We start from the raw sequence: 26239 nt of genomic DNA on the forward strand, positions 1-26239 counted from the left end.
TGGCAACCCAAACCTCACATCTCAGACTTGCGCTGGCAGTCGCGCGAAACCCCGAAACCGGATGCGGCCGCCGCGTTCGGCGCCGTCAGTGATGCGATAGGTCGGGAATCGCGCCAGAAACCGTCCGACGGCCACGCGACCCTCCATACGCGCCAAGGTTAGGCCGACGCAGGTATGGGGCCCTCCGGCAAACGCGTGATGCTTGTTGGGACGTCGATCCAATACAACCTCATCAGGTTGTGCAAACTGCCGCGGATCGCGATTGGCCGCGCCGATACACAGGTGAATGTCCGTACCTGCCGGAATGGTCTGACCATGGAACATTACATCTTCGGTGGTCAGACGATTGCCAAACTGATTTGGGCTTTCCAGCCGCAGAAACTCGTCCACTGCCGTGTTGATCAGATCCGGATTGGCCAGAAGCTCGGCCCGTTTGTCGCGGTGCCGTTCCAACAGTTCCAATGCGTTGCCGATCAGGTTGGTGGTGGTCTCGTGCCCTGCATTCAGAATGAAGATGCAGTTCTGGTACAGCTCGACCTCGGTCAAGCCACCATCGGTGTCATCCTGCATCAAACGTGTCAGGACATCCGTCGCAGGATCTCCGGGATTGGCCCGGCGATCTTCTATGACATGCCGAAGATAGTCCTTGAAATCATATACCGACCGGTTGCCCCACTCTTCCTGCTCGGGCGTCAATTGAGGTTCCAAAGCGCCCAGAATAGCCAAAGACCAATCCCGCAAAGGGCCACGTTCCGATCTGGGAATGCCAAGCAGGTTGCCGATGATCTCGATCGGGATGGCACCGGCGAAATCCTCGATCAACTCTACCGAGCGCTTGGCCTGCATCTCGTCCAGCAGCCCATCGACAAGTTCAATCAGGCCCGGTTCCATCTGCGCCAGCGCCCGTGGGTTCATCGCACCGACCATGACCTTGCGGACGCGGGTATGCAGGGGCGGATCGTTGAACACAAGGCTGGTGGTATGGTGTTCGTACAGCGGGCTGTCGATACCGTATTTGGGGCCGAAAACCGCCTTTTTATCCGATATGAAACGCTCGGTATCCCGGTATACCAGATCCAGGTCGTCATATCGCGACAGGACCACCGAACCATCGGGCTGCCAGCAGACGGGCGTGTCTTCGCGCAACGCGGCGTAGGTTGGATAGGGATCCGCATGAAACCCGTCCGGAAGCGCAGTCAGAGAAAACATCAGTGACCCATCGCTCCCATTTGTTCGGGAAGGACCAGAACCAGCCACGGCACCAGAACGATCAGAGCCAGACGGAAGATGTCTGCCACCCAGAACGGTGTGACCCCCTTGAAGATTGTTCCGGTCGATACGTCCCCGACCACGCCTTTCAGAATGAACACGTTCAGACCTACGGGCGGGGTGATCAAACTGATCTCGGTCACGACGACGACAACAATGCCGAACCAGATCGGATCATATCCCAATGACGTGACCAGTGGGAAAAAAATCGGAACCGTCAGCAACAGCATCGACAGCGATTCAAAGACGCATCCCAGAATGATGTAGATCCCGAGGATCATCAGGATCACGACGAAGGGCTCCACCTCATATGCGGTGACCAGGGCGATCAACGCTTCGGGCAGACCGGCCAGGTTGATGAAATTCGAGAAGATCTGCGCCCCGATCAGAACCGAGAACAGCGCCGCTGCGGTGAAGCTGGTTTCCTTCAGCACTTCAAAGGTCGACCCAAGGGTCAGCCCGCCGCGCGACAATGCGATCAGGAATGCCCCCATCGCGCCCATACCGGCGGCTTCGGTCGGGCTGAAGGTCAGGTTCAGGGGGTAGAAATCGAACACTCCGTACAAGCCGCCGATCACCAGGAAGAACAGCAGCAACACCGCCCAGACCGAGCGCAGGGCCGACAGGCGTTCGCCCCAGCCGTGGCGTTCACCGGCGGGGCCGGCCTCGGGCCTGCGCCAAACGGTCCAGCGCACCGCGAACAGATAGAAGAGGATGCCAAGTACACCGGGGATGATGCCCGCAACGAAGAGTTTGCCGATCGATGTTTCGGTCAGCAGGCCGTAGATCACCAAAATGACCGACGGTGGGATCAGGATACCCAGCGTGCCCCCCGCTGCAATCGACGCGGTCGACAACTCATCCGAGTAGCGGTACCGGCGCATCTCGGGCATCGCGACTTTGGACATGGTCGCTGCCGTTGCCAGCGAGGAACCGCAAATGGCCGAAAAGCCGCCGCAGGCGGCAACCGTCGCCATGGCGATACCACCTCGGAAGTGGCCCAGGAAGGCGTTTGAGACCGCGTATAATTCGCGCGCGAGCCCGCCCTTGTTTACGAACAGACCCATGAGGATGAACAGTGGCACGACCGAAAGGCCATAGTCCTGTGCCGTGTCCGTAATCTGGCGACCCACCATCGACATGGCGGCCTTCAGCCCGCGCTCGGACAGGATGCTGCCACCGCGTTCATATGCGAACCCAAGCGTCCCCACGAGGCCCATCGCAAACACGATGGGCAAACGTACCAACACAAGAACCAAGACAAGGGCGAAACCGATCAGTGCGGCAGTCATCAGGCGTGCTCCGACAAGGTTTGGGGGGCAAAAATGTGCAAAAGACCGGTGATGACCATCGCAACGGCCGTTATTGCGGTGAAGGCGGCGATGAACCAGCCGACATAGAAGACGGGGATCGACAGGTATTCGGTGACATCCCCGTAATCCCGCGCACGTTCAGCCAGAACCCAAACGCGCTGAATCGGCCAGATCAGCATGATGCCGGACACCAGATAGACTATCGCATCGCGCGCCCTGCTCAGCCGCAGGCGGGAAAAAATTCCATCGGTCAGGTCAACGGCGATTTGCCCCTTCCCGGCCGAAATCATCGGCAAAACCGAGAACACAAGGATCGCCATCAGAATCCGCGTCAGTTCGGTTGCCGCCTCGATCGGAGCATTGAAGACTGAGCGCAGGATGACGTCAAAAAAGGTCATCACCATCAGGATGAACAGCGCCACACAGGCCAGCACCGTCGGAATGATACTGACGCGACGCGCGAAGGTCACGATAGATTGCATGATTGGCCCCCAACGGGTGAAGATGGCTGGCGGGTCAACCCCGCCAGCCCGGCTGCGTTACTGGGCAGCCATTTCGTTAACGATCATGTCATAAGCGGCTTGCGCATCAACACCGGTGCCATTGACTTCTTCGATGACCTTGGCACGCACATCGGTAGCGATCGCATTGAACTTTTCCAGATCTTCAGCAGAGGCTGCATTGATCGCGTTGCCCTCAGTCTGTTCGGTCGCTTCACGGCCGATCGCGTCGATCTCATCCCAGATTTTACCGATTTCGCGGCTCAGCGGTTCGCCGAAGACCTGTTCTTCCAAAGCGGCCTGCACATCGGCGGGAAGATCCGCAAAAGTGTCTTCGTTCATGATGAACGCAAATGACCCGCGATACAGGCCACCCGGAACTTCATATACGTTTTGCGCCACTTCGGTCAGCTTGAAACCCTTGCGGGATTCAAATGGCATGACCACACCATCAGCAGCTTTCGACGCGAGTGTCTCGTATACTTTCGGCGCAGGAACCTGAATTCCGGTTGCGCCCAGCGCGGTGCCGACATCTCCGCCGACACCACCCGGGATACGCACCTTGAGGCCCGATACCTCGTCGAGCTTGGTCACCGGGCTGCTGGAATGAAGCTGTGCCGGGCCGTGGGTGTGCAGGGCGATCACTTTCACACCGCGATGTTCGTCCGCCGCCTTGAGATACTTGTCGTATGTACGCCAATACGCGACCGAGGCCGCTTCGGCCGAGCCCTCATATCCGGGCAGCTCAATCATCTTGGTGGTGACGAAACGACCGGGCTGGTATCCGTGGAAGATGATCGACGCATCCGCCGCGCCATCCATGATAAGGTCCATCTGCGCCGGCGGCGGGGCAATTCCCAGCTTCAGTTCAGCTGTGACTTTGCCATCGGTGGCTTCTTCGACCATTTCCACGAATTTCGGCCACATCTTCGCGTTGATGCCGTGGGTCGGCGGTGCCCAGCTGGAAATCGTCAGCGTATAATCCGCCGCCAGCGCCACTGTGCCCGAAACGGCCAGTGCGGCCGAGGCCAAAAGGGTGCTCAACTTGGTGAACTTCATGGTTTTGTCTCCTCCCTGTGAAACATGACTCGAGAATGCGTTAATGGTCACTTTTGTAACCATCAACATGTTAATTGTTTTCCAATTGGCCCGCGAGGCGCCATGAACCTGGACTTTCTTTCGCTACGGTTAGCATATTTGGGGCGCACCGGCTGATGCCGATTTCGTTGCAATAGTTCATCGGTCCTCCTCTCCAGCGGGGAAAGCCGTATCCATGGATTTGAACCATATCGACAGCTTCGGCGTTTTCCGCGATCCCCTCTTCAATGATCAAAGCGCCCTCGTTGGCCAAGACCGCCAGCAACCGCGAACAGATTTCCTCGTCCGAAAAATCCCTGCGGGTGATGCCTTGCTGGTCGGAATAGGCTTCGATCAATGCCTCAACTTCGGGGTCCCGAACTGGATCGCGACTGCCCTCTTCGTAGCGGTACCACCCTTTGCCGACACGCTGGCCGAAACGCTCGCGCTGACAAAGCTGGTCCGCGATGGTGACATAACGTTCGTTCGGGTCGCGGTTGGCGGCATTGCGTTTGCGGTTCGCCCAGGCGATTTGAAGACCGGTCAGATCCTGAAGCTCGTAAGGCCCCATGGGCATCCCGAACGCCCGCATTGCACGGTCCACCTGATAGGGAAGCGCCCCATCTGCCAGCAGATAATCGGCCGCGCGCCGATAGGCGGCCAACATGCGGTTGCCAATGAACCCATCGCAGATACCCGACAGCACCGAAATCTTGCGAAGCTTTTTGCCAAGCGCGACCGCGGTTGCGACCACTTCAGCAGAGGTTTGCGGAGCTACCACGACCTCGAGCAGTTTCATGACATGGGCCGGGCTGAAGAAATGCAACCCGATGCATCGGGCCTGATTGCCGACGCCGGCGAAAATCTCGCGCGGGTCCAGATAGGAGGTATTGGTGGCCAAAATCGCATCGCTGCTCATATGCCTTGCCAGCTCGTCAAACACCTGCTGCTTGACGGACAGGTCTTCAAAGACGGCCTCGATCGCCAATTCGGCATCCGCAGCGTCTGCATAACTGTTCACCGCACGAAACGCAGCAAGGCGATCCCGAAGCTGCGCCTCGGACATCTTGCCTCTCTTGACCGCGCCTTGCAGCAGACCCTCGACCCGACTGTGCGCTGCGGCCGCGGCGTCAGCGTCTCGCTCGATCAAGGTCACGGACAACCCGCCGTTCAGGGCCGCAGTTGCGATCCCTGCCCCCATCAACCCACCTCCGACAACGGCGATCCGTGTTATGTCACGGGCGGCCACGTCTTTGATCAACGAAGGTTTGGACACGGCACGTTCAGCAAAAAAAGCGTAGCGCAAAGCGCGGCTTTCCGGGCTTTGGCGCAACTCCAGATGGCGCGCGCGCTCTTTCGGTTGTGCGGTAGCAAATGGCTCGACCGACCAACCAAGCGCCGTCAGGTTTTCCAACGGCGATTTCTGACCCTTGGCGCGCTTCTTCAAAGCCTCGCGGCTCGTCTCCAACAGATCCGGTGCATATTCCGCCACAGCACGCTGGCTGACAGGTATTGGGCGTTCGGGCAGGTCGGCAATCAATTCCAGAACAGCAGCCCTGGGGTCTTCGGCGACGCGGTCGACGCCGCCAAGCTCGGCCAGTGTCTCTGCCTTGAGAATTTTGCCCGAACAGGCCATGTCAATTGCAGCCTGCATCCCGACCAGACGCGGCAATCGTTGAGTGCCCCCTGCCCCGGGGATCAAGCCCACATTGACTTCCGGCAGGCCAAAACCCGTTCCCGGCGCCGCGATACGCCATGCACAGGCCATGGCGATTTCGAACCCGCCACCCAGCACGTTGCCATGCATGCAGGCAATGAACGGAACCTCGCTGTCTTCGATTTTCTGAACCACGTCGGGCAAGTGCGGCTCGACCGGCGGCGCATCGAATTCGGACATGTCGCCGCCTGCGACAAAGGTTTTTCCAGCGCAACACAGCACCGCCACGCGCGCGCCCTTGACCGCATCAACCGCGTCAGACAGCCCTTGCCGAACACCTGTCGACGTCGCGTTTACCGGCGGGTTGTCAATGGTGACCCACGCCACGTCGCCCTTAAATTCAACGCTCACCAGCGACGACTGCGACATTTGCAATCCCTTTGATCGGTTCAGATTCGGTTCGGGTTTATATATTGACCAACCGTTCGGTTAATGCAATGATTAAGTTGAAACGAGACCAGATGAGACAGTCATGAGCGATACGATTCTTGTACAAGACAACGGGAACTGGGCCGAAATCACCCTGAACCGCCCGGACAAGCTGAACTCGTTCAATGAAGAAATGCACCTGGCGCTTCAGGATGCGCTGAAAGCCGCGCGCGACGGCGGGGCCCGCGCGATATTGCTGACCGGTGCCGGACGAGGCTTTTGTGCCGGTCAGGACCTCGGCGATCGCGACCCGTCGAAAATGGATGGCCCGCCGGATTTAAGCAAAACGGTACGCAGATTCTATGCCCCTCTTGTCCGGTTGATCCGGTCGATGAATATCCCGGTGATCTGCGCGGTGAACGGAGTAGCCGCCGGGGCGGGTGCCAATCTGGCGCTGGCCTGTGATATGGTTCTGGCCGCGGAAAGTGCGAAATTCATTCAGAGCTTTTCCAAGGTGGGCCTGATTCCCGACACGGGCGGCAGTTGGCACTTGCCGCGCCTGTTGGGCGAGGCGCGCGCCAAGGGGCTGGCCCTGACAGCCCAACCCCTTCCGGCCAAGCAAGCCGAAGATTGGGGGCTGATCTGGAAGGCGGTGGCCGATGATCAATTGATGACCGAAGCGCGCGCACTTGCCGCGCAATTGGCAAACGGCCCCACCCTCGGGCTCGGGCTGACAAAACAGTGCATTCAAACGGCTGCCACCACGTCGCTCTCGGATCAGCTCGAGATCGAAGCAGACGCAATGAAGACCTGCGGGGAAAGCGCGGATTACGCCGAGGGCGTATCCAGTTTTCTTGAAAAGCGGGCACCGAATTTCCAGGGACGCTGATGATGACACCCAAAGAACGTGCCACGAAATCCGCTGAAGCGATGTGGGCGAATGACCAAGCCAGCAAATGGTTCGGGATGGATCTGGTCGAAGTCGACGAAGGCCGTGCAGTTCTGACCCTGACAGTCGGGGACCATCACTGCAACGGGCACGGCATTTGCCACGGGGGCGTCACTCATGCCCTGGCCGACAGCGCCTTTGCCTTCGCCTGTAACAGCCGCAACGTGGCAACCGTCGGCCAGCATACGATGATGAGCTACCTCACGCCCGGAAAAAAAGGGGACCATCTGACCGCAATCGCGTCAGAGGTTGCCGTCACCGGCCGCAGTGGCATCTATGACGTCCGCGTCACCAACCAAGACAACACCCTGATCGCCGAGTTTCGCGGAATGTCCCGCGCGGTCGGCGGGCAGAATTTTCAGGAATAGCTTCGCGACTGGAGGAGTGACGCGATGGAAGACCTTTCCCCAAACAAAGCGGATCTGGACCCGATCGAGATCGCCTCAATCGACGAAATCCGCGCGACGCAGCTTGAACGCCTCAAATGGTCCGTTCGCCACGCCTATGAGAACGTTCCGATGTACAAGCAACGGTTTGACGAATCCGGTGTGCATCCCGACGATCTTCAGCAGCTTTCGGATCTGGCGAAGTTTCCGTTCACGTACAAGAATGATCTGCGTGACAACTATCCCTTCGGCCTGTTCGCCGTTCCACGCAGCCAGATCATTCGCCTGCACGCCTCGTCCGGTACGACGGGCAAGCCGACGGTGGTGGGCTACACGAAAAACGACATCGACAATTGGGCGGATCTGGGCGCAAGGTCCCTGCGCGCATCGGGGTTGCGCAAAGGTGACATGGTGCACAATGCCTATGGTTACGGGTTGTTCACCGGCGGTCTTGGTGCACATTACGGGATCGAGCGGCTTGGCGCGACCGTCGTCCCCATGTCCGGCGGGCAAACCGAAAAGCAAGTCAACCTGATCAACGATTTCCGGCCCGACGGGATCATGGTTACGCCTTCCTATATGCTCAATATCCTTGAACAGTTCCACAAGGCGGGGCTCGACCCGCGTGAAAGCTCGCTGAAGGTTGGCGTGTTCGGTGCCGAGCCCTGGACAGACGCCATGCGCGCCGAAGTCGAGGATGCGTTTGATATGCATGCGGTCGACATCTATGGCCTGTCCGAAATCATGGGGCCCGGGGTGGCCAATGAATGCGTGGAAACCAAGGATGGCCCGGTGATCTGGGAAGATCACTTCCTGCCTGAAATCATTGATCCCGCGACCGGAGAGGTCCTGCCCGATGGCGAAACTGGCGAGTTGGTGTTCACGACCCTGACCAAGGAAGGTTTGCCGATGATCCGCTATCGCACGCGCGATCTGACCTGCCTGCTGCCGGGGACAGCACGATCCATGCGCCGGATGGCCAAGATCACCGGTCGCAGCGACGACATGATGATCCTGCGCGGCGTCAACGTCTTTCCCAGCCAGATCGAAGAACAGGTCATGGCGACGGGGGGCCTTGCCCCTTATTATCAGATCGAGCTGTACAAATCCGGCCGCATGGACGCCATGCGGGTTTATGTTGAATCGTCCCCGGATTCCACCGACGAACTGTCCAAGACGGCCGCGGCACGGATGCTGACCAAGCGGATCAAGGACGTCGTTGGCGTCTCAACGGAAATTGTTGTAGGTGACCCCGGCGACGTCGAACGCTCTCAGGGCAAGGCGAAGCGCGTCGTCGACAATCGCGATAAGGAATAAGCCGTGGCCCGTACAATCGCCAAAGATCACGACCAGAAGCGGAAGCAAATCCTGAAAACGGCCGCCAAAGTGTTCGCCGACCAAGGGTTTGATCGCGCCTCGATGACCCTGTTGGCAAAAGAGTGCGGGATTTCCAAGGCAAACATATACCACTATTACGACAGCAAGGATGCCATCTTGTATGACATCCTTGAAACCTACCTGCGCGAGCTTCGCGACCGTATCTGCAATGTGGATCTGAACGGTCTTACGTCTGAACATAAGCTGCGGAAAGCGGTGCGCGAAATCCTGTTTGCCTACCAAGGCGCAGATGATGAACACCGGGTGCAGATCAGCGGCATGAGCGCCTTGACCGAGGAACAGCAGAAGCTTCTGCGCGGGTATCAGCTGGAATTGGTGAATTTTGTGCGCGACATCCTGAAAGAGCTGGCGCCGACAGCCTTCAACAATGACAAGGACAAGCTGCGCGGCACCACGATGTCAGTTTTTGGGATGCTGAACTGGTATTACATGTGGAACAGCGGAGCAGGGCCCAAGGCCCGCGAAGACTATGCCGATCTGGTCAGCACTCTGACCGTCCATGGTATCCAAAAGCTCTAACTGAGGCCTTTCGGGCAAAACCGTTCCAAGTCCAACACAGGGGTGCCTGCCCTTGACCCGTTGCCACAGTGGCAGGTTCAGGGCCGCAACGTGTTTTCCTCATCCTGACCAATTAATGCGGAACTCTTCCCGAAACGCAAAACGCGCCAGATGAGCCTCGATGACCTGTTGCCATCGGGCCAGATCACCGCGCGCCCGGGTGGCGGCGGTTACGGTCAGGCTAGTGTCGCCTGCCGAAAGGGTGACGCGGTTCCCGTCCGGAAAGCTCACGCTGCCTTGCGTTTCATCGAACGTTACCTGAGCCTTGCGCGACCAGTGTTTGCAAAGCTGTTGCAGGTATTTCGACGCCGCGCCTGTCTGCGCGATTCCCGAAGCCACCTGATCGGGCAGCAGGTTGAGCCCATCAGCGGCAGCGGCCCGGATTGCCTTGGCGAACAAAGTCACATCGATGTCCGTGGCCACGAATGTTGCCCCCAGATCCAGGCATTTTCGCTGCATGACCGGGTCCAGCGACAATATCCCTGCCGGCTTGCCTGCCGCAACGATGCGCCGGATCGCGTCAAGAACGGCCTCGATCACGTCCGGGTGCCCGGCATCGCCGATATGGCCCATATCTGCGGCCAGATCCGACGGGCCGACGAACACCCCATCGACGTCGGTCGCCAGGATGTCGTCCAACGCCTCCAGCCCAAGCCTGTTTTCGACCTGCACCAAAAGACAGATCTGCTCGTCCGCCGTTTTCAGATAATCCGGGATAGCCGCAAAACGCGAGGCCCGCGCCAAAGCGGAACCTACGCCCCGAACGCCACGGGGTGGATACTGCACGGCCCGCACCAGTTCGCGCGCCTGATCGCCGCTTTCGACCATCGGCACCAGAATGTTCTGCACACCGGCATCAAGATATTGCTTGATCATCCAGGTCTCGCCAATCGGCAGGCGTGCGACGGGGGTACTGCCAGATCCTTCAATCACCCTCACCTGCTCGAGGATCGAGCGCAGATCGTTTGGCGCATGCTCACCGTCGACCAGCAGCCAGTCAAACTGCGCGGTTGCGGCGATCTCGGCGGTGTAGGCATTGGCCAAGCCGACCCAGCACCCGATCAAAGGGGTTCCCGACGTCAGCGCGGCCTTGAACGAATTGATTGGCGCAGGCATTGGCGCTCCTTTCAGGCGAAATTGATATCAACTGAGCCAAACGGTCCGAAATCCGCGTGGATTTCTGTTCCCGGGGGGCATTCGACCGGGCGGATGAAGCTGCCGGACAGAACAATCTGGCCCGGCGCGATGCTCTGACCGTATTGCGCCATGCGACGCGCCAGCCACACGACGCTTTCGACCGGATCGTTCAGCACCCCCGCGCCCAGACCGGTTTCCTCGATCTCGCCATTGCGGAAGGTCAGCGCGCCAACCCATCGCAGATCAAAGGCATCCACCCTGTGGCGATCGTTGCCCAAAACGATACCGGCATTGGCGGCATTGTCACTGATCGTGTCAAAAACAGTGCGGGCCTTGCCGGTTTCGGGATCCACCCGTTGAATCCGCGTATCCAGAATTTCGATGGACGGCGCGACGTAATCCGTCGCCGCGATGATATCTGCGCGGGACACGTTTTCCCCGCCTATGGCCGATTTCATGACAAAGGCAATTTCGGCCTCGATCCGGGGCTGGATGAAACGCCCGGCCGGAACGGTGGCACCCTGTGCAAACACCATGTCGTCAAACAGAATTCCACTGTCAGGAATGTCGATGTTCAACGCGTATTGCATGGCTTTCGAAGTCAGGCCGATCTTCCACCCGATCACCTTGCGCCCTTCGGACAGTTTCTGGCGACAGATGGCGTTCTGCACCTCGTAAGCGTCATCCATGCGCATCTCGGGGTGGCGCAGGCTGAGCAGGCCAATCTGCTGATGCGTTCGTTCCGCCTGCAACAGATCAGCGGCCGCGCGAGCATGGTCTTCGGGCGTCATACTTTTTCGTCCTCAACCGTGTTTCGCAGAGTACCGATACCGTCGACCGAGACCTCGATCACATCACCGGGTGCCAGGTATTTCGGCGGATCGAACCGCGCGCCCGCCCCGGTCGGTGTACCGGTCACAATGATATCGCCGGGCTGAAGCGTCATGAAAGTCGAGATATATTCGATCTCGCGCCGGATCGGGAACATCATGCGGTTCAGCGTATCATCCTGCCGCAGCTCGCCATTCACGCGGGTTTGAAGACGCGCCTCATCCAGCTGAGCCGCATCCGTGAAGGGAACCAACCACGGGCCGATGGCCCCGGAGCTGTCCCAGTTCTTGCCTTGTGTGACGTTGAACTTGGCGTGCCGAACCCAGTCGCGAATGGTTCCCTCATTGCACAACGTCAGCGCGGCGATGTGATCATACGCGTCCTGCTGCGGAATGCGGCGGCCATCCTTGCCAATCACGATGGCAACTTCGCCTTCGTAGTCCAGCGTGTGGTTTTCCGGCGGGCGGATCAGAGGCCGGTCATGGCCGGTAAAGCCACTGGCGAAACGCGGGAACAGGGACATGTATTTGGGCTGCGCGCTGCCATCTTTGTATTCTGCGTTCCGGTCGGGAAAGTTCACCCCGACGCAAATGATACGTCGCGCATCCGGCATCACCATGTCATAGATGAAATCGGGATGGGTGACAGGTTTCCCCCCGGCCGCCTCTGCCAGTTGATCGAACGCCCCGGCCGCGATCACCTCATAAAGGCTGTCGTGTTCCGGGAATTCCTGGTTCAAGGCAATGGCACCACCGTCGGTGATTGCCCCGAAGAAACGTTCTTCGCCCGAAACGAAAGTGGAAAACTTCATTTCATGGCCTCCCACACGTCCCGGATCACGTCCGCCGCCATCAACACGTCGTCGCGGGTGGTATCGAACTGCCCGACCTGAAAGCGGATGATCTTGCGGCCGTCGAACATGCCCTGCGTCAGGTAAATCCGGCCGTCGTCATTCAGCGCGTCCACCAGACGCTGCTGCTGAGCATCGTCCCCCGGGCAGCGGAAGGAAAACAGGCTGAGGATCGGGCCGGTTGTAATCTCGAACCCCTCGATCGCACCAATCTTTTCCGCCAGTTCGCCGGCCCATGCCACATGGTTGCGGATGCGTTCGCGCAACCCCTCCAACCCATATGACCGCAACAGGAACCAGATTTTCAACGCCCGGAACCTGCGGCCCAGTGGGATGGTCCACTCCGAGTAATTCGTCACCTCGGCTCCGGTCGTCTTGAGGTATTCCGGTTCGATTTTCAGCGTATCGAGCTGCGGCGTGGCGTCCCTCAGGAACTGGATCGCACAATCGAATTGCGCACCCATCCACTTATGCGGGTTGAAGACGATGCTGTCATAGCGGTCGGCGCCCTGCCACAGAGCCCTGCGGAATTCGGGGCAGATCATGGCCGAACCCGCCCAGGCGGCGTCGAGATGGGTGTAGAGGTCGTATTTTTGGGCAATATCAGCCACGGCCATCAGATCATCGCAGGCCCCCACACCTGTGCCACCGGTAATTGCAACGATCCCGGCCGGGATATGTCCGGCGGCGACGTCATTCTGAATGGCGGCCTCAAGCGCCGAGGGGACAATTCCGAAATTCGGCCCCTGCGTGGGCAACTTGACCAGATTGTCCTGACCGATCCCGGCAACCCAGCATGCCCGGTCAATCGATGAATGAACCTGATCGGAACAATAGATCCGCAACGCCCCCTTGGCGTTCAGGCCCTCCCGATTGCCGGTAAAGCCGGTGGCCCGTTCCCGCATGGTCAGTACCGCCGACAAGGTGGCCGAAGAGGCGCTGTCCTGTATGACGCCGGTCATACCCTCGGGCAATCCAAGGGCCTGCCGCAACCAGTCGACCATGACGCCCTCGACCTCGGTCGCGGCAGGCGAGGTCTGCCACAACATGCATTGGGCCGCGATAGTCGTCACCAGCATCTCGGCCAACATGGACGGGGGTGCAGCGTTGGCCGGGAAATACGCAAAAAAGCGCGGATGCTGCCAATGGGTGATGCCCGGCATCACGATCCGTTCGAAATCGGCCATGATGGCGTCCATCGGCTCGCCTGTCTCGGGTGGCGTTGCAACAAGCTGTGCCGCGATTTCCCCCGGCGCGGTCTGCGCCCGCACGGGACGTTCAGCAAGTGTCCTGTGATAATCCGCCGCCCATTTCGAGATGTGCTGACCCCAATACGAAAACGTGTCCCAGTTCATCTACTGACTTTCCTTTGTGACGGGATCACCGCCAAATCCTTTTGTTCCGTTGCGTGCGTCACACCGAAAAGCTGACATTGGCCTGACCGGTGCCAGAGCTGCCGAAATACGGGGTGTAAATGTCGATTTCACCCTTGTAGCTTCCCCAGCCCAACGCACCAAACAGCAAAGCGGTGTCATTCATGGCGCATTCACCGGTGCACTTCTTTGCATAGTCCGGCAGCATTTCCAGAAACTCTTCAAATCGGCCCTGCTGCCACAGCTCCAGAACGCGCATGTCCATCTGGCGGTTGAACTCGCCATTCACGGCATTCAGCCCGTCGACCGAGCGTTCATTCGGCGTAAAGTCGTGGCTGAGCGAGCCGGACGCCAGAATGGATACATTGCGGTCCGAACGTCGGATACCTTCGGCAATGGCCTCGCCCCAGGCCCGGTTTTCCGCGATCGATGAGAATTGATTGACCGCCACCGGCAAAACCCGGGCATTCACGCCATCATTGATGAAATGCATCGGCAGCAGGGTGCCGTATTCCATGCCCATGTCGGGGTGCGAATGGCCCAGCGCCCGCTCTCCCCGTTCGCGCAGAACGCCAAGGATGGTTTCCCCAAGTTCATGATCGCCGCGATAGTCGAACTCCATATCCGCCAACATATGCGGCAATTCGTGACTTATGAACCGGCCCTTGTGATGTTCCTTCGTGTTCAGGTGAAACCCTTGATTGGTGATCCAATGGGTGTCGAAAACGATGAACGTCTCGACCCCGCGGTCGATCGCGTCCTGACGCAGGCGTGCATATCCATCAATGGCGGATTGCCGGATGCCCTTGTACTTTGGCATCGTGTGGGACATCCAGATGCTGGGTACATGCGTGATTTTTGCGGCCTGTACTATCTTTCCCATGGCAATTCCTCCTCGTGTAATGGGCTTGCCCCAGCCGGGGTCGGCCTACGTGATCTATTTACCCAACTGCATGATCTTGTGCTGACCGGTGGCAAAGCCGATATGTTTCTGTTCCATATAGAATTCAAAGCTCCAGTCGCCGCCATCCCGGCCGATGCCGGACGCTTTGACCCCACCGAACGGCGTGGGCAGGTGACGCACGTTCTCGGAATTCACCCAGATCATTCCAGCCTCCAGCTTGTCTGTAAACCGAAGCGCGCGGGTCAGATCATTGGTCCAGACATAGCCGGTCAGGCCATACGGCGTGTCGTTGGCGGTCTCCAGCGCCTCATCCTCGGTCGAGAACGGGATCGAGGTCAGGACAGGGCCAAATATCTCCTCACGCGCGATGCGCATCTGGTTGGTGGCATTGGTGAACAGGGTCGGCCGGACGAAATAGCCCGCATCCCCCACCGTGACGCCGCCAGCGGCGACAGTTGCGCCATCTTCCTTGGCGATGTCGAAATAGCTCGTAACCTTGGTGTAGTGTTCTTCGGTCACCAACGGCCCGATCTCGGTATCGGGGTCCAAGGGGTGGCCCACCTTGATGTTGTTGACGCGCTCAATCAATCTGGCTTCGAAGTCTTCCTTGATCGTGTCCTGCACCAAAAGCCGCGAAGACGAGGTGCAGCGCTCGCCATTGATCGAATAGATCATGAAGATCACGGCATCCAAAGCGCGGTCCAGATCCGCATCATCAAACACGACAACCGGGTTTTTTCCACCCAGTTCCAGATGGTTGCGCTTATGGGTATCTGCGCCTTGCTTGACGATCAGACTGCCGGTACGGCTTTCGCCCACAAAGGCAATGGCCTTGATCAGCGCATGCTCGCACAAGGCCTTGCCAGCGTCGGGGCCAAACCCGTTGACCGTGTTCAGCACACCTTTGGGCAGCCCTGCCTGTTCGGCGATTTCCACCAGAAGACGGGCCGTCAGAGGGGAATCCTCGGCGGGTTTGTGAACCACCGTGCAACCCGCAGCCAACGCAGGCGCGATCTTCCAGGTCGACAGCATGAACGGCGTGTTCCACGGGGTAATCACGCCAACCGGGCCAATCGGCACACGGGTCGTCACATTCATCAGCGTCGGAGACTTCAGGTGCTGCCCATCCCGCGCCTGAATCACCTGATCCGCGAAATACCGGAAGTTCTCTGCCCCGCGCAAAGCTGCCTTTGACATGAAACGCAGGGTCTGCCCCGTGTCCCAGCACTCGCACAGTGCTATTTCCTCGGCGCGCGCTTCAATGGCATCAGCCACATTCAACAAGATGCGACGGCGTTGGGTGGCGGGCATGTCTCGCCACTCTGCAAAGGCTGCGTGGGCGGCCTTGGCTGCCGCGTCGATGTCATCTGCCGTGCCATGGGCAACATCACAGATCACGGATTTATCGACGGGCGAGACCGACTGAAACACTCCGGCAGATCCGTCTCGGTCTTCACCCGCGATACGGTTGCGGATGCCCGTTTCCCGGAACCGATCCAGAAAGCCGTTCAGCTTTTCGATGTTTGTGTCCAGTGCGCTCATGCGTCAGGTCTCCTGCGTGGTCGCCGACAGGTGGTCGCGGATCGTACCGGCCTTGGGCGACAGCTTGGGGTCGATGTCACGCATCTCAAGCGAGAGCGCGATGGAATGCCGTGAAAAAACCGGCGCCAGATATGTTTTGACCGCCTCGAATATGCGCTGTGTCGCATCCTCTTTGACATCCGCGGATCGGCCCGCCCGCAGGCGGATCGAGATATCAATGAATCCATGCGCCGGGTTGCCGTCCGCTATGGCGTAATGATCGACACGCGTCGCGCGCACACGAATGCCGGGCATGGGAAAGGTCTCGATCACGGCCGCCGTTGACCGAATGCACTCGCACAGGCCATCCATGTCGATCCTGTCTTCAAGATTGCCGGAATATTCGACGTGGAAGTGAGGCATGGTCTCTCCTTTATTAGTTAACATGTTTAGTTTTTAATGCACCCCCTGTCAAGAGATTGCTTTGTTAATCTTTGCAATTCACGGAACGGCGTTCTAGAAGGCCGCATGAACACTCAAAGCCATTCCAAAAGCACCGCCCGGTCCCTTCCGATCGCGTTGCTGCGTGCCCGCGAAACCGTCATGGCTCCGATCCGGGATATGCTGCAAGGCATCCAACTGACCGAGCAGAAATGGCGCATCCTGCGCGTTCTGGACGAGTTGGGCGAAGTGGAGCAAAGCACCATCGCGCACGAGGCGTGCCTGCTGCTGCCCAGCGTGACCCGCATTTTGCGCACGATGGAGGCCGACGGCCAGATCACCCGCCGTCAGGACAGCGACGACAAACGCCGCACCATGGTCAAGATCACCGAAGCAGGCCGCACCATCCTAAGGGAAAACCTGGCCACTTCACTTGCGATCTCCAGCAATATCGAAACGCAGATGGGCAAGGAGAAGCTGGATCAGCTGCTGGACCTGCTCGAGGAGCTGCAAGCCATCAAAGTCTGACCCCGCCAGGTTCCGACGGGGTCGGTTGACCGCCTACTGACCGCCTACAAAGTGGCAAGACCGGTATCCAGCGCCGACAGAATTTTGGCCACATCTTCCGAAGTGACGATCAGCGGCGGCGACAGAATGATGTTGTTGCCAGATACACGCACCATCACGCCATCTTCATATGCGGCTTTCTGAACCTGAAGCGGCAGGTGTTTTGCGACAGGTGCCTTGGTCGCCCGGTCCGAAACCAGTTCCAATGCACACATCAGCCCCTCGCCGCCCCGCACGTCCCCGATCGCGTCATGCTTGTCGGCCAGCTTTTGCAAGCCGGCAAACAACTCGTCCCCGCGCGCAGCAGCATTTTCCCAGATCCTCAGCCGGTTGATCTCGGACAGGGCGGCCAAGGCCGCGGCCGCCCCGACCGGATGGCCAGAATAGGTGTACCCCTGATCCACGGACGCCAGGCCCGTGGTGTCACTTTCAAACACCTCTGCGACCGCACCGGAAATCATGGCCGCGCCAAAAGGGAAATACCCGTTGGTGATCGCCTTGGCCGTCGTCATGATGTCGGGCTGAACACCCCAGTGCCGCGCACCGCTCTCGCTGCCGGTACGACCAAAGGCGGTGATGATCTCGTCCGAGATCAGCAGGATGCCGTGTTTCGAACAGACCTCGCGCACCATGGGCATGAAGCTCTTGTGCGGCGGGATCACCCCCCCGGCCCCCAGCACCGGCTCCATGATGAAGGCCGCCACAGTGTTTGCACCCTGAAAAGCGATCTCGGCCTCAAGCGCCTTGACGCAAAGCTGCGCCAGACGCTCGGGGTCGGTTTCGTCAAACGGGTTGCGATAGGTCCACGGCGCAGGCACGTGAAAACAGCCGGGCATCATCGGCTCATACACCGCGCGGAATTTCTGGTTGCCGTTGACCGAGGCGGCAGCAAAATGGGTGCCGTGATAACCCTGCTTCAGGCTGATGAACTTGGTGCGCCCTGCTTCACCCCGGACCTTGTGATATTGACGCGCAAGCTTCAGCGCAATTTCGACCGAATCCGACCCGCCCGACGTAAAGAATGAACGGGTCAGCCCGTCGGCCTCGAAGAACTGGGCCAGCTCATAGGACAGCTCGATCGCCTTGTCGTTGCTGGTGCCGCGAAAGGTCGAGTAATAGGGCAACGCGTTCAGCTGATCCGCTATGGCCTGTTTCACCGGTTCACAGGAATAGCCCAGATTGACGTTCCACAACCCCCCCACGGCGTCCAGCGCCGTGTGGCCATCGACATCAGTGATGTTGACCCCTTCACCACCGCTGAGAATGGTCGGTGGGTTCTTCCGGCTGTCGGCTGGGTGCGCCATCGGGTGCCAGAAGTACCGGGCGTTGTTTTCCTTCAGAAAGTTGGAGTCTTTCATGTCGCGGGTCTCCGAGTGTTGAATCCGCCCTGGGTCACGGGTGGAATCCGGTTGGAAAGGAGTCGGGCAACTGGCCGCCAAAACCAGCAGTCAGATCAGCCGAAAGTGAATGCAGCGTGGACAGTATTGCCGGAAGGCGGTCGCTGGTTGCCCGGGTTTCCGGGACAGCTATCGCGATGGTACCCAATGCGACCTGATCGATGCCGAAGATCGGCGCGGCATATCCAAAAACACCTTCTTCGTAACTGCCTCGGCTGTCGGCCCAGCCTGAAACTCTGATCTTTGCGACCCGTTCCTTGATAAGCTTCGGATCAGTAAGCGTGGCTTGCGTAAACCGTGCCTGCACGTGCTGATCCAACTGCTCCAAGAGGTGAGCCGGCCCGAAACTGAGCATGCAAAGACCTGATGCCGTCGCATTGAGCGGAAGCATCTCGCTGGGATCCAGACTGACGCGGACACTGTGCTGCGTTGTTTCCACCACAAGCGCCGTCTGCAACCCCGTTTTCTCAAGCAAAGACAGATGCAGGGATTCACCGACCACCTGCATAGCGGCCTGCATCTTTTGGCGCGCGCCCTCGATGCCGGGCCTGGCTATCTCTCGCAGCGCGGCCAAACGCAAAGCCGCCGGCCCGATCGCATAGGATTTCGTCATCGGATTCTGCTCGATCAACCCGAACTCCTCGAGCGCGCGCAGGTGCCGCAACGCCGTTGCTTTGTTTAGCCCGGACAACCGCGCCAGGTGACTCAGCCCGATCTCAGGGCGGGCATTGGAAAAGTAGTCCAGCATTTTTAGGGCGTTAAGGGCTGTACCCATGTGCGTGTGGTCCTCTTGCTCAGGTAATACTTGACAGAACTAACTTAACAAAGCAACATTATTATTGTTAACGCGGTTCAAATATTGAACCACTAACGGGAGGTGTCAATGAAGAAATTTCTAACAGCCGCCGCTTTTGCGGCTTCGGCCACTGCCGCACTGGCAGAGTACCCTGAAAAGCCGGTAAGTTTTGTCGTCCCCTGGCCTCCGGGTGATCTGGAAGATGTCCTTACCCGGATGATCGCCGACGAATTCCAGGCTATGTACGGTGTGCCTGCCGCTGTCGTGAACAAACCCGGCGGCGGAGGCGGCCCATTCCCCGGCGCGGTCGAGGTGGCAACCGCTCCGGCGGATGGCTACACCATCGGCTCATTCGTCATCGGCGTACCTGTCATCGGTCCCGAAATCGGAATTCCCGAACTCAACCCGAATCCTTTTGATCCAATTGGCATCTTCCTGACCTATCCCTTCGTCATCGCGGCCAGCAAAGACGCGCCGTTTTCAAATTGGGAAGAACTGGCCGACTACGGCAAGGAAAATGACGTGGCGCTTGGCCATTTCGGCTCGGTTCTGCCCCCCACTCAGGTCACATTTGCAGCTGCGGTCAGCAGCGGGTTCGACTTTGCCAGCGAAGCGGCTTTCGACGCCCTGGATTGCAACACGCTGGCTTCAGGCGACGTGGATGTCATCAATACGACGCTACAGCTTATCCTTCCCTGCCTTGATCAAGTGAACGTCCTTGCCAGCATCGGCGGCGAGCGGATTTCATTGGTTCCGGATACGCCGACGATCGTGGAGCTCAATCCGGATCTGCCATTGGCCCTTTGGAACGGGCTGTTTGTGCACAAGGACACGCCTGCCGACGCGCGTGAAAAGATCTCGGCTGCCGCGCAGAAAGCGTTGTCCTCGGACAAGGCCAAGAAGCTGGCTGAGGAAACGGGTGCCCTGATCTACTGGCAGGACCCGGATGCTTCGAATGCTCAGATCGAGCAGGACAAAGCCTCTTTCGCCAAGATCGAAGAGATTCTGGGCGAATAATCCGAAACAGGCCCGGCCAGATCGAACAACGCCGGGTCTGTTTGATTCAAACAGGAGGCCAAAATGATAGCAAAGACGCTGCAAGACATGTTCCGACGGTATCGACGTCCTGGCGATATTGTCTTTGCTTTCCTTTTCTTCGGCTTCTCCCTGTTCCTTCTCAGCCAGATCGGCGCTGAGACTCAGGCCGTCAAACGAACCAAGTGGTTTGCGCAACCCGCCCTGTGGCCCAAGATCGCGATCTGGGGCATGGTTTTGTTCAGCGGCCTCCACTTGCTGGGCTCCTTCCTGTCCCCACGCATTCCCGGACGGTTGCGAGAGGTGACGTTCTGGTTGATGTCCCTCGAATACGTTGCCTACTTCCTGATCTATGTCGTGGCGGTTCCGTGGCTTGGATACCTGCCATCGACCATGCTTTTTGCAGCCCTGCTGACGATACGATTGGGGTTTCGATTGCCCGGGGCTTTTTGCGTTGCACTTGGCTTCGGCGCGGTCGTTGCAGTCGTTTTCCGCGCGTTGCTTCAGGTGAACATTCCTGCCGGTCGGATATACGAATACCTGCCCGACGGGCTGCGCGCCTTTGCGCTGACCTACCTGTGAGGCCAAGATGGACAATCTGATTTCCGGCTTTGCAATTCTGGCGCAGTGGCAGGTCGTCGTGGCACTGGTCATCGGATCGGTGGGCGGGGTCATCATCGGCGCGTTGCCCGGCGTCGGCGCTGCTGTCGCAATTGCCATCCTGCTGCCCGCCACCTTCGCGTTCGAGCCCATCGTCGGCCTGACCCTTCTGTTGGGCATCTACGGGTCGTCCATGTATGGCGGCGCAATCCCCGCCATCCTGATCAACACGCCCGGTACCGCCGTCAATGCACTGACCACCTATGACGGCTATCCCATGACCAAGCGCGGCGAGGGCCACCGGGCCCTATCGCTGGCCTATTCGGCGTCGTTTTTCGGCGGCATCTTCTCGATCCTCTGTCTGATCATCCTGTCACCCGTATTGGCCTGGGTTGCCCCGCATTTCGGCAGCCGCGAGATTTTTCTGGCCGCACTCATGGGCATCCTTCTGGTGATCCTGGCCCATCGCGGGCAAACCTTCTCGGCCGCGATGCTGGCATTCTTCGGCATCTTCCTCAGCACCGTCGGTCTAGAACCCGTCAAATACACCAAACGTTTCACCTTTGACCAAACCTGGCTTTCGTCAGGTGTCGATCTGATCGTGGTGGTTCTTGGGCTGTTCGCCATCAGTCAGGCGCTGCTGTTGCTGGTCGACAAAGAACACGCGCCGGGCGAAGCCCATGTGCGCGGCAGCATCTTCGCGGGCCTCAAAGAGCTGCTGGGCCTGAAACGCATCGCGACGGTTTCGTCCTCGCTGGGCGTGCTCATGGGCATGATACCGGGCACTGGCGAATTCACATCACAGTTCCTGTCATACACATACGCACAGAAAACCTCTGAGGACCCAGACAAATTCGGCGATGGGTCACCCGAAGGCCTGGTGGCGTCCGAGGCGGCCAACAATGCCGTTCCCGGGGCTGCGATGATTCCACTGCTGGCGCTGGGTATTCCGGGCGAGGCGCTGACCGCGATGATGCTGTCCGTCTTCTATGTTCACAATGTGATCCCCGGACCGCAGCTTTTCGCCGACCAGATGGATTTTGTCATGGCGCTGTACATGTCGCTGATCCTGCTCAACGTGATTGTTCTGGTCTTTCTTTTGTTCTCGACCAACCTGCTGCTGAAGATCATTCAGATCCCGACGCGCTTTCTGGGAATCATGATCCTGACGCTTTCCTTTGTAGGGGTATTCAGCCTGCGCAACTCAGTCACGGACTGTGCCATTGCCGCCGGGTTCGGCGTGTTCGGGCTGATCCTGAAGCGCCTGAACCTGCCCATTGTTCCGATCATTCTGGGCATGGTTCTGGGCGGGATCATGGAGGTCAAACTGCGCAGCGCCATGGCGCGGGTGAAGTCGCCACTTGATTTCATCGACCGGCCGATTGCCGCAATACTTTTCATCATGATCCTCGGGATCCTTCTGCTGCACGTTCGCTCGCTGATCAAGGAACACAAGGAACGTATCAGACCGCAGCCGGTTCTCGACGAAGACTCAACTCAGCAAGGATAACCCTCATGGATCAATCCTCGATTGATGCGCTGCGTGCGCAGGACATTGCTCCGCGCGGGCATTTCATAAACGGTCGCAGTCAGGATGGCGAAACCGGGGCCCGGCATCAGGTTCTGTCTCCGATCAACGGCCAACCTCTGGCGCTGATCGCCGAAGGCACACCGGCCGATGTCGATATGGCCGTGCGCGCGGCACGCAGTGCTTTCGAGGACGGGCGATGGTCGCGCATGGCCCCTGCCGGCCGCAGGAAAGTGCTGCTGAAGCTGGCCGACCTGATCGAAGCCCGCGCGCTTGAACTGGCCGTGCTGGGCGTGCGCGACAACGGAACCGAGATCACCATGGCCTACAAGGCCGAGGCGCTCTCGGCGGCGGCCACTTTCCGGTATTATGCCGAGGCGATCGACAAGATCTACGGACAGATCGCCCCGACAAGCGGTGACGTCCTGGGTCTTGTGCATCACGCTCCGGTCGGGGTTGTCGGAGCCATCGTGCCCTGGAACTTTCCACTGATGATCGGCAGCTGGAAAATTGCGCCGGCACTGGCCGCAGGCAATTCCGTCGTACTGAAACCTGCCGAAAGCGCCTCACTCAGCCTGCTCAAGATTGCCGAGCTTGCCGCAGAAGCCGGAGTGCCCGATGGGGTGTTCAACGTCGTGACCGGGCGTGGTGCGGTCGTGGGTGAAGCGCTGGCCCTGTCGATGGATGTCGACATCATGGTGTTTACCGGGTCGGGCACAACCGGGCGGCGGCTGCTGGAGTATTCCGCGCGGTCGAACCTGAAACGCTGCTATCTGGAACTGGGGGGCAAGTCCCCGAACATCGTTTTTGCCGACGCCCCTGATCTGGCCGAAGCGGCCAAGGTTTCCGCGGCGGGCATCTTCCGCAACTCTGGTCAGGTCTGCGTCGCCGGATCGCGCCTGTTGGTCCAGCAAGAGATCTACGAGGACTTCGTCGCCGAGATCAGCCGCCACGCCGAAGGCTTTCGCGTCGGCGACCCGCTGGATCTCAACAGCCAGATCGGTGCGGTCCACAGCCTGCCAGAGCTTCAGGCCAATCTGGATTTCGTCACCAAGGCCGAGGCCGAAGGCGCCGAACGCCGGACCGGCGGAAACCGCATCCTGACGGAGACCGGAGGCTATTACATGGCGCCGACCGTGATGGCCAACGTGAAAGAGACCGACACCCTGTTCCAGAATGAGGTCTTTGGCCCTGTTCTGGCCGTCACGCCCTTTGCCGACGAAGACGAAGCGCTGCGCCTTGCCAATGCCACCGTTTATGGGTTGGCCGGTGGTGTCTGGACCTCGAACCTCAGCCGCGCGCATCGCATGGTGGCAGGCATTCGCGCCGGCGTTGTGCATGTCAATACATATGGCGGTGCCGACCTGACCGTTCCGCTGGGCGGCGTTCGCCAATCCGGCAACGGGCACGACAAATCGCTGCACGCGATCGAGAAATACTTCGATCTGAAAACCGCCTGGATAAAACTCTGAGAAAAGGCCGCCCGCATGACCCTTCCAGCAAAATCCGCGGAACTCATTGAACGCAGGGCCCGGTTGCTGGGGCCCAATGTATCGACCTTCTATGACGAACCCGTTCATTTCGTGAAAGGTGAAGGCGTCTGGCTGTGGGATGCGGACGGGCGCAAGTATCTGGATTGCTACAACAACGTGCCTCATGTGGGGCATTGCAACCCGCGCGTGGTCGAGGCGATCTGTCGTCAGGCGCGCACGCTCAACACGCACACCCGGTATCTGCATGACGGGATTCTGGACTATGTGGAAAAACTGACCGGAACGATGGACGACTCCCTGGATACGGCCATCCTCACCTGTACCGGCTCCGAGGCAAATGACATTGCTCTGCGAATGGCCGAGGCGATGACCGGAAAACGAGGGATTATTGCCACCGACGCCACCTATCACGGCAATACCGCGCTGGTCAGCCAGTTGAGCAAATCGAACATCCCGACGGTCGGCTTCGGTCTGGGCCGGTATTTCCGCTTTGTCAGCGCACCCGACAGCTATCGCCATCCCGACCCGGATGGGTCAAAATTCGCCGATGCCGTGGCGGAACAGATTGCGGAACACGAAAAGGCCGGCACCGGTTTTGCCGCATTGATCCTCTGCCCTTATTTTCTGAACGAGGGGTTTCCCGACAATCCGGACGGTTGGCTGGCACCCACGGCCAAGGTCGTCCGCCAGGCCGGGGGCCTGCTGATCTGCGACGAGGTGCAATCAGGCTTTGGCCGAACCGGCACCCACATGTGGGCGCATCAGAAGTTGGGCGTTGTGCCGGATGTCATGACCTTGGGCAAACCCATGGCCAACGGCCATCCGGTGGGCGGCGTGGTCACGGGTTCCGAGATCATTTCGGCATTCCGCAAGGGATATCGGTACTTCAACACGTTTGGCGGAAACCCTGTTTCCTGTGCTGCCGCGATGGCGGTTTTGGACGAGATCGAAGACCAGAGCCTGGTCGCACATGCCAGATCCGTTGGCGACCATGCGCGAAAACGGCTGAACCTTTTGAAAGAAAAGTATAACGTCATCGGAGACATACGCGGCTCGGGGCTGATATTCGGGGCTGAAATGGTCCTTGATCGCGACAGCAAGGAACCCGCCGGAGAATTCACTGACCGTATCATCAACGCCATGCGCCAGCGTGGGATCATTCACTCCAAGCTTGGGCGTCACAAGAATACTCTGAAAATTCGCCCGCCCATGCCATTCTCTGTCGAAAACGCGGATCTCCTTTTCGACACGCTGGACGACGTGTTGGCGGAAACGCCGCTGGTCGCATGAAGCAGATCGTGGAACAGGCGCTGACCCTTTGGGAACTGGTCGATAGCGAATGGTCTCTTGTGGCTGCTCGGGAAAACCGCGTCTATCGCGTTCAGGCAGGCCAGACCGCCTATGCTCTGCGACTGCATCGCAAAGGGCTGCGAACCGATGCCGAACTCCGTTCAGAGCTACAGTGGATGGCTGTTCTCGGCAAAAACGGGGTCCGGGTTCCAACGCCCGTTCCGGCCGCAGATGGGCGCTATCTGCATCTGGTGGACGGTATTCAGGTCGACATACTCGACTGGTTGCCGGGCCGCCCTTTGGGTGCGACAGGACAGGCTTTGACGCATCAGGACAGGACAGGCGTCTTTTGCTTAATCGGCCGGGAAATGGCACGGCTGCACCACATCAGCGACCAATGGACACCTCCTCAGGACTTCGTGCGTTGGTCATGGGATCGCAGCGGGCTGCTTGGAGACGCCCCTGTCTGGGGTCGTTTCTGGGAAAACCCAACGCTTGGAAAAACGGACCGGGCCCTTTTCCTGGCGTTCTGGGATATCGCAGATCGTGACCTTCGGCGCGTGGAAAATCAGTTGGATTACGGGCTGATCCACGCCGATCTTGTCCGCGAAAACGTCATGGTTTACGGTGACAAACTGTGGCTGATTGATTTCGACGATGCCGGGTTCGGTTTTCGCCTGTTTGATATCGCAACGACGCTTCTCAAGAACCTGCACGAACCTGATTTCAACCAGCTGCGCGGTGCTTTGCTGGCGGGGTATCGATCTGAACGACCGATCTGCACCCGCCAACTCGACCTGTTCATGGCACTGCGCGCCGTAACCTATGTGGGATGGGTTGCATCCCGACTGAACGAAGATGGATCGGGCATACGCAATGAGCGGTTCATTGAAACCGCCCGGGCGTTGATGTCCCAATACCTTCAACAGCACACCTAGAC

25 protein-coding genes are annotated in these 26239 nt (G+C 59.1%); 11 read left to right on the forward strand and 14 right to left on the reverse strand.

The annotated features are described in order from the left end of the window. Positions 1-21: 21 nt before the first annotated feature. From FIU92_RS20565 to FIU92_RS20585, 5 genes are all read right to left on the reverse strand, one after another. Positions 22-1209 (reverse strand): cytochrome P450, encoded by a 1188-nt coding sequence (locus tag FIU92_RS20565; RefSeq protein WP_152460569.1) that lies wholly within the window; start codon positions 1207-1209, stop codon positions 22-24. Then, positions 1209-2561, reverse strand: a complete 1353-nt coding sequence (locus FIU92_RS20570; RefSeq protein WP_152460570.1) for a TRAP transporter large permease — start codon at positions 2559-2561, stop codon at positions 1209-1211. Before FIU92_RS20570 ends, FIU92_RS20565 begins: the two co-directional genes overlap by 1 nt. Beyond that, on the reverse strand, positions 2561-3064 hold the full coding sequence (locus FIU92_RS20575) for a TRAP transporter small permease (RefSeq protein WP_152460571.1): 504 nt from the start codon (positions 3062-3064) through the stop codon (positions 2561-2563). The genes FIU92_RS20570 and FIU92_RS20575 overlap by 1 nt, the downstream gene beginning before the upstream one ends. 57 nt (positions 3065-3121) lie before the next feature. Next, complete coding sequence (locus tag FIU92_RS20580) at positions 3122-4141, reverse strand: TRAP transporter substrate-binding protein (RefSeq protein ID WP_152460572.1); 1020 nt, start codon at positions 4139-4141, stop codon at positions 3122-3124. 70 nt (positions 4142-4211) lie between these two features. Beyond that, the gene (locus FIU92_RS20585) at positions 4212-6245 is read right to left on the reverse strand and encodes an FAD-dependent oxidoreductase (protein WP_152460573.1); all 2034 of its coding nucleotides are present in this window, start codon (positions 6243-6245) and stop codon (positions 4212-4214) included. Between the two features lie 103 nt (positions 6246-6348). On the opposite strand from FIU92_RS20585, the gene paaG reads away from it, so the two are divergent. The 4 genes from paaG to FIU92_RS20605 are packed head-to-tail and all read left to right on the forward strand — an operon-like array spanning position 6349 to position 9497. Beyond that, a complete protein-coding gene (paaG, locus tag FIU92_RS20590) occupies positions 6349-7134 on the forward strand; it encodes a 2-(1,2-epoxy-1,2-dihydrophenyl)acetyl-CoA isomerase PaaG (RefSeq protein WP_152460574.1) in 786 nt (261 codons plus the stop codon). 2 nt (positions 7135-7136) lie between these two features. Then, entirely contained in the window at positions 7137-7562 is a 426-nt protein-coding gene (gene paaI / locus FIU92_RS20595; RefSeq protein WP_152460655.1) for a hydroxyphenylacetyl-CoA thioesterase PaaI, read from the forward strand. A 24-nt stretch (positions 7563-7586) separates the two neighbouring features. Further along, complete coding sequence (gene paaK, locus FIU92_RS20600; RefSeq protein WP_152460575.1) at positions 7587-8897, forward strand: phenylacetate--CoA ligase PaaK; 1311 nt, start codon at positions 7587-7589, stop codon at positions 8895-8897. Positions 8898-8900: 3 nt separating this feature from the next. Further along, positions 8901-9497 carry a TetR/AcrR family transcriptional regulator gene (locus FIU92_RS20605; RefSeq protein WP_152460576.1) on the forward strand — a complete coding sequence of 199 codons (597 nt, stop codon included), beginning with the start codon at positions 8901-8903 and terminating at the stop codon, positions 9495-9497. Between the two features lie 99 nt (positions 9498-9596). On the opposite strand, the gene FIU92_RS20610 is transcribed toward FIU92_RS20605, so the two are convergent. Genes FIU92_RS20610 through FIU92_RS20640 form a run of 7 tightly spaced genes read right to left on the reverse strand, consistent with a single transcriptional unit; the run spans position 9597 to position 16575 of the window. Continuing rightward, the gene (locus tag FIU92_RS20610; RefSeq protein WP_152460577.1) at positions 9597-10652 is read right to left on the reverse strand and encodes an aldolase/citrate lyase family protein; all 1056 of its coding nucleotides are present in this window, start codon (positions 10650-10652) and stop codon (positions 9597-9599) included. A gap of 11 nt (positions 10653-10663) precedes the next feature. Then, positions 10664-11464, reverse strand: coding sequence for a 2-oxo-hept-4-ene-1,7-dioate hydratase (gene hpaH / locus FIU92_RS20615; protein ID WP_152460578.1), 801 nt, complete (start codon positions 11462-11464; stop codon positions 10664-10666). Further along, entirely contained in the window at positions 11461-12315 is an 855-nt protein-coding gene (locus FIU92_RS20620; protein ID WP_152460579.1) for a fumarylacetoacetate hydrolase family protein, read from the reverse strand. The genes hpaH and FIU92_RS20620 overlap by 4 nt, the downstream gene beginning before the upstream one ends. Next, the gene (locus tag FIU92_RS20625; protein WP_152460580.1) at positions 12312-13709 is read right to left on the reverse strand and encodes a pyridoxal-dependent decarboxylase; all 1398 of its coding nucleotides are present in this window, start codon (positions 13707-13709) and stop codon (positions 12312-12314) included. The genes FIU92_RS20620 and FIU92_RS20625 overlap by 4 nt, the downstream gene beginning before the upstream one ends. A gap of 58 nt (positions 13710-13767) precedes the next feature. Continuing rightward, positions 13768-14610, reverse strand: coding sequence for a 3,4-dihydroxyphenylacetate 2,3-dioxygenase (gene hpaD / locus FIU92_RS20630; protein WP_152460581.1), 843 nt, complete (start codon positions 14608-14610; stop codon positions 13768-13770). A 54-nt stretch (positions 14611-14664) separates the two neighbouring features. Continuing rightward, on the reverse strand, positions 14665-16173 hold the full coding sequence (gene hpaE / locus FIU92_RS20635; protein WP_152460582.1) for a 5-carboxymethyl-2-hydroxymuconate semialdehyde dehydrogenase: 1509 nt from the start codon (positions 16171-16173) through the stop codon (positions 14665-14667). Positions 16174-16176: 3 nt separating this feature from the next. Continuing rightward, positions 16177-16575 carry a 5-carboxymethyl-2-hydroxymuconate Delta-isomerase gene (locus tag FIU92_RS20640; protein ID WP_152460583.1) on the reverse strand — a complete coding sequence of 133 codons (399 nt, stop codon included), beginning with the start codon at positions 16573-16575 and terminating at the stop codon, positions 16177-16179. 105 nt (positions 16576-16680) lie between these two features. On the opposite strand from FIU92_RS20640, the gene hpaR reads away from it, so the two are divergent. Further along, complete coding sequence (gene hpaR / locus FIU92_RS20645; RefSeq protein WP_152460584.1) at positions 16681-17121, forward strand: homoprotocatechuate degradation operon regulator HpaR; 441 nt, start codon at positions 16681-16683, stop codon at positions 17119-17121. Between the two features lie 44 nt (positions 17122-17165). Here hpaR and FIU92_RS20650 read toward each other — a convergent pair whose 3' ends face one another. Together FIU92_RS20650 and FIU92_RS20655 are read right to left on the reverse strand one after the other, a co-directional pair. Further along, a complete protein-coding gene (locus tag FIU92_RS20650) occupies positions 17166-18518 on the reverse strand; it encodes an aminotransferase class III-fold pyridoxal phosphate-dependent enzyme (protein WP_152460585.1) in 1353 nt (450 codons plus the stop codon). 34 nt (positions 18519-18552) lie between these two features. Beyond that, positions 18553-19332: an IclR family transcriptional regulator gene (locus tag FIU92_RS20655; protein WP_152460586.1), complete on the reverse strand. Its 780-nt coding sequence runs from the start codon at positions 19330-19332 to the stop codon at positions 18553-18555. 108 nt (positions 19333-19440) lie between these two features. Between FIU92_RS20655 and FIU92_RS20660 the strand changes: the two genes are divergently transcribed. The 6 genes from FIU92_RS20660 to FIU92_RS20685 all read left to right on the forward strand — a co-directional run bounded on the left by FIU92_RS20660 (position 19441) and on the right by FIU92_RS20685 (position 26237). Continuing rightward, positions 19441-20370: a tripartite tricarboxylate transporter substrate binding protein gene (locus FIU92_RS20660; protein WP_152460587.1), complete on the forward strand. Its 930-nt coding sequence runs from the start codon at positions 19441-19443 to the stop codon at positions 20368-20370. Positions 20371-20433: 63 nt separating this feature from the next. After that, complete coding sequence (locus FIU92_RS20665; protein ID WP_152460588.1) at positions 20434-20970, forward strand: tripartite tricarboxylate transporter TctB family protein; 537 nt, start codon at positions 20434-20436, stop codon at positions 20968-20970. A 7-nt stretch (positions 20971-20977) separates the two neighbouring features. Then, entirely contained in the window at positions 20978-22498 is a 1521-nt protein-coding gene (locus FIU92_RS20670) for a tripartite tricarboxylate transporter permease (RefSeq protein WP_152460589.1), read from the forward strand. Positions 22499-22503: 5 nt separating this feature from the next. Next, on the forward strand, positions 22504-23988 hold the full coding sequence (locus tag FIU92_RS20675; protein WP_152460590.1) for an aldehyde dehydrogenase: 1485 nt from the start codon (positions 22504-22506) through the stop codon (positions 23986-23988). Positions 23989-24003: 15 nt separating this feature from the next. Beyond that, positions 24004-25299 carry an aspartate aminotransferase family protein gene (locus FIU92_RS20680; protein WP_152460591.1) on the forward strand — a complete coding sequence of 432 codons (1296 nt, stop codon included), beginning with the start codon at positions 24004-24006 and terminating at the stop codon, positions 25297-25299. Then, complete coding sequence (locus FIU92_RS20685; protein WP_152460592.1) at positions 25296-26237, forward strand: homoserine kinase; 942 nt, start codon at positions 25296-25298, stop codon at positions 26235-26237. The genes FIU92_RS20680 and FIU92_RS20685 overlap by 4 nt, the downstream gene beginning before the upstream one ends. The last annotated feature ends 2 nt before the right edge of the window (positions 26238-26239 follow it).

The sequence above is a fragment of the Ruegeria sp. THAF33 genome, from assembly GCF_009363615.1.
GTDB lineage: Bacteria > Pseudomonadota > Alphaproteobacteria > Rhodobacterales > Rhodobacteraceae > Ruegeria.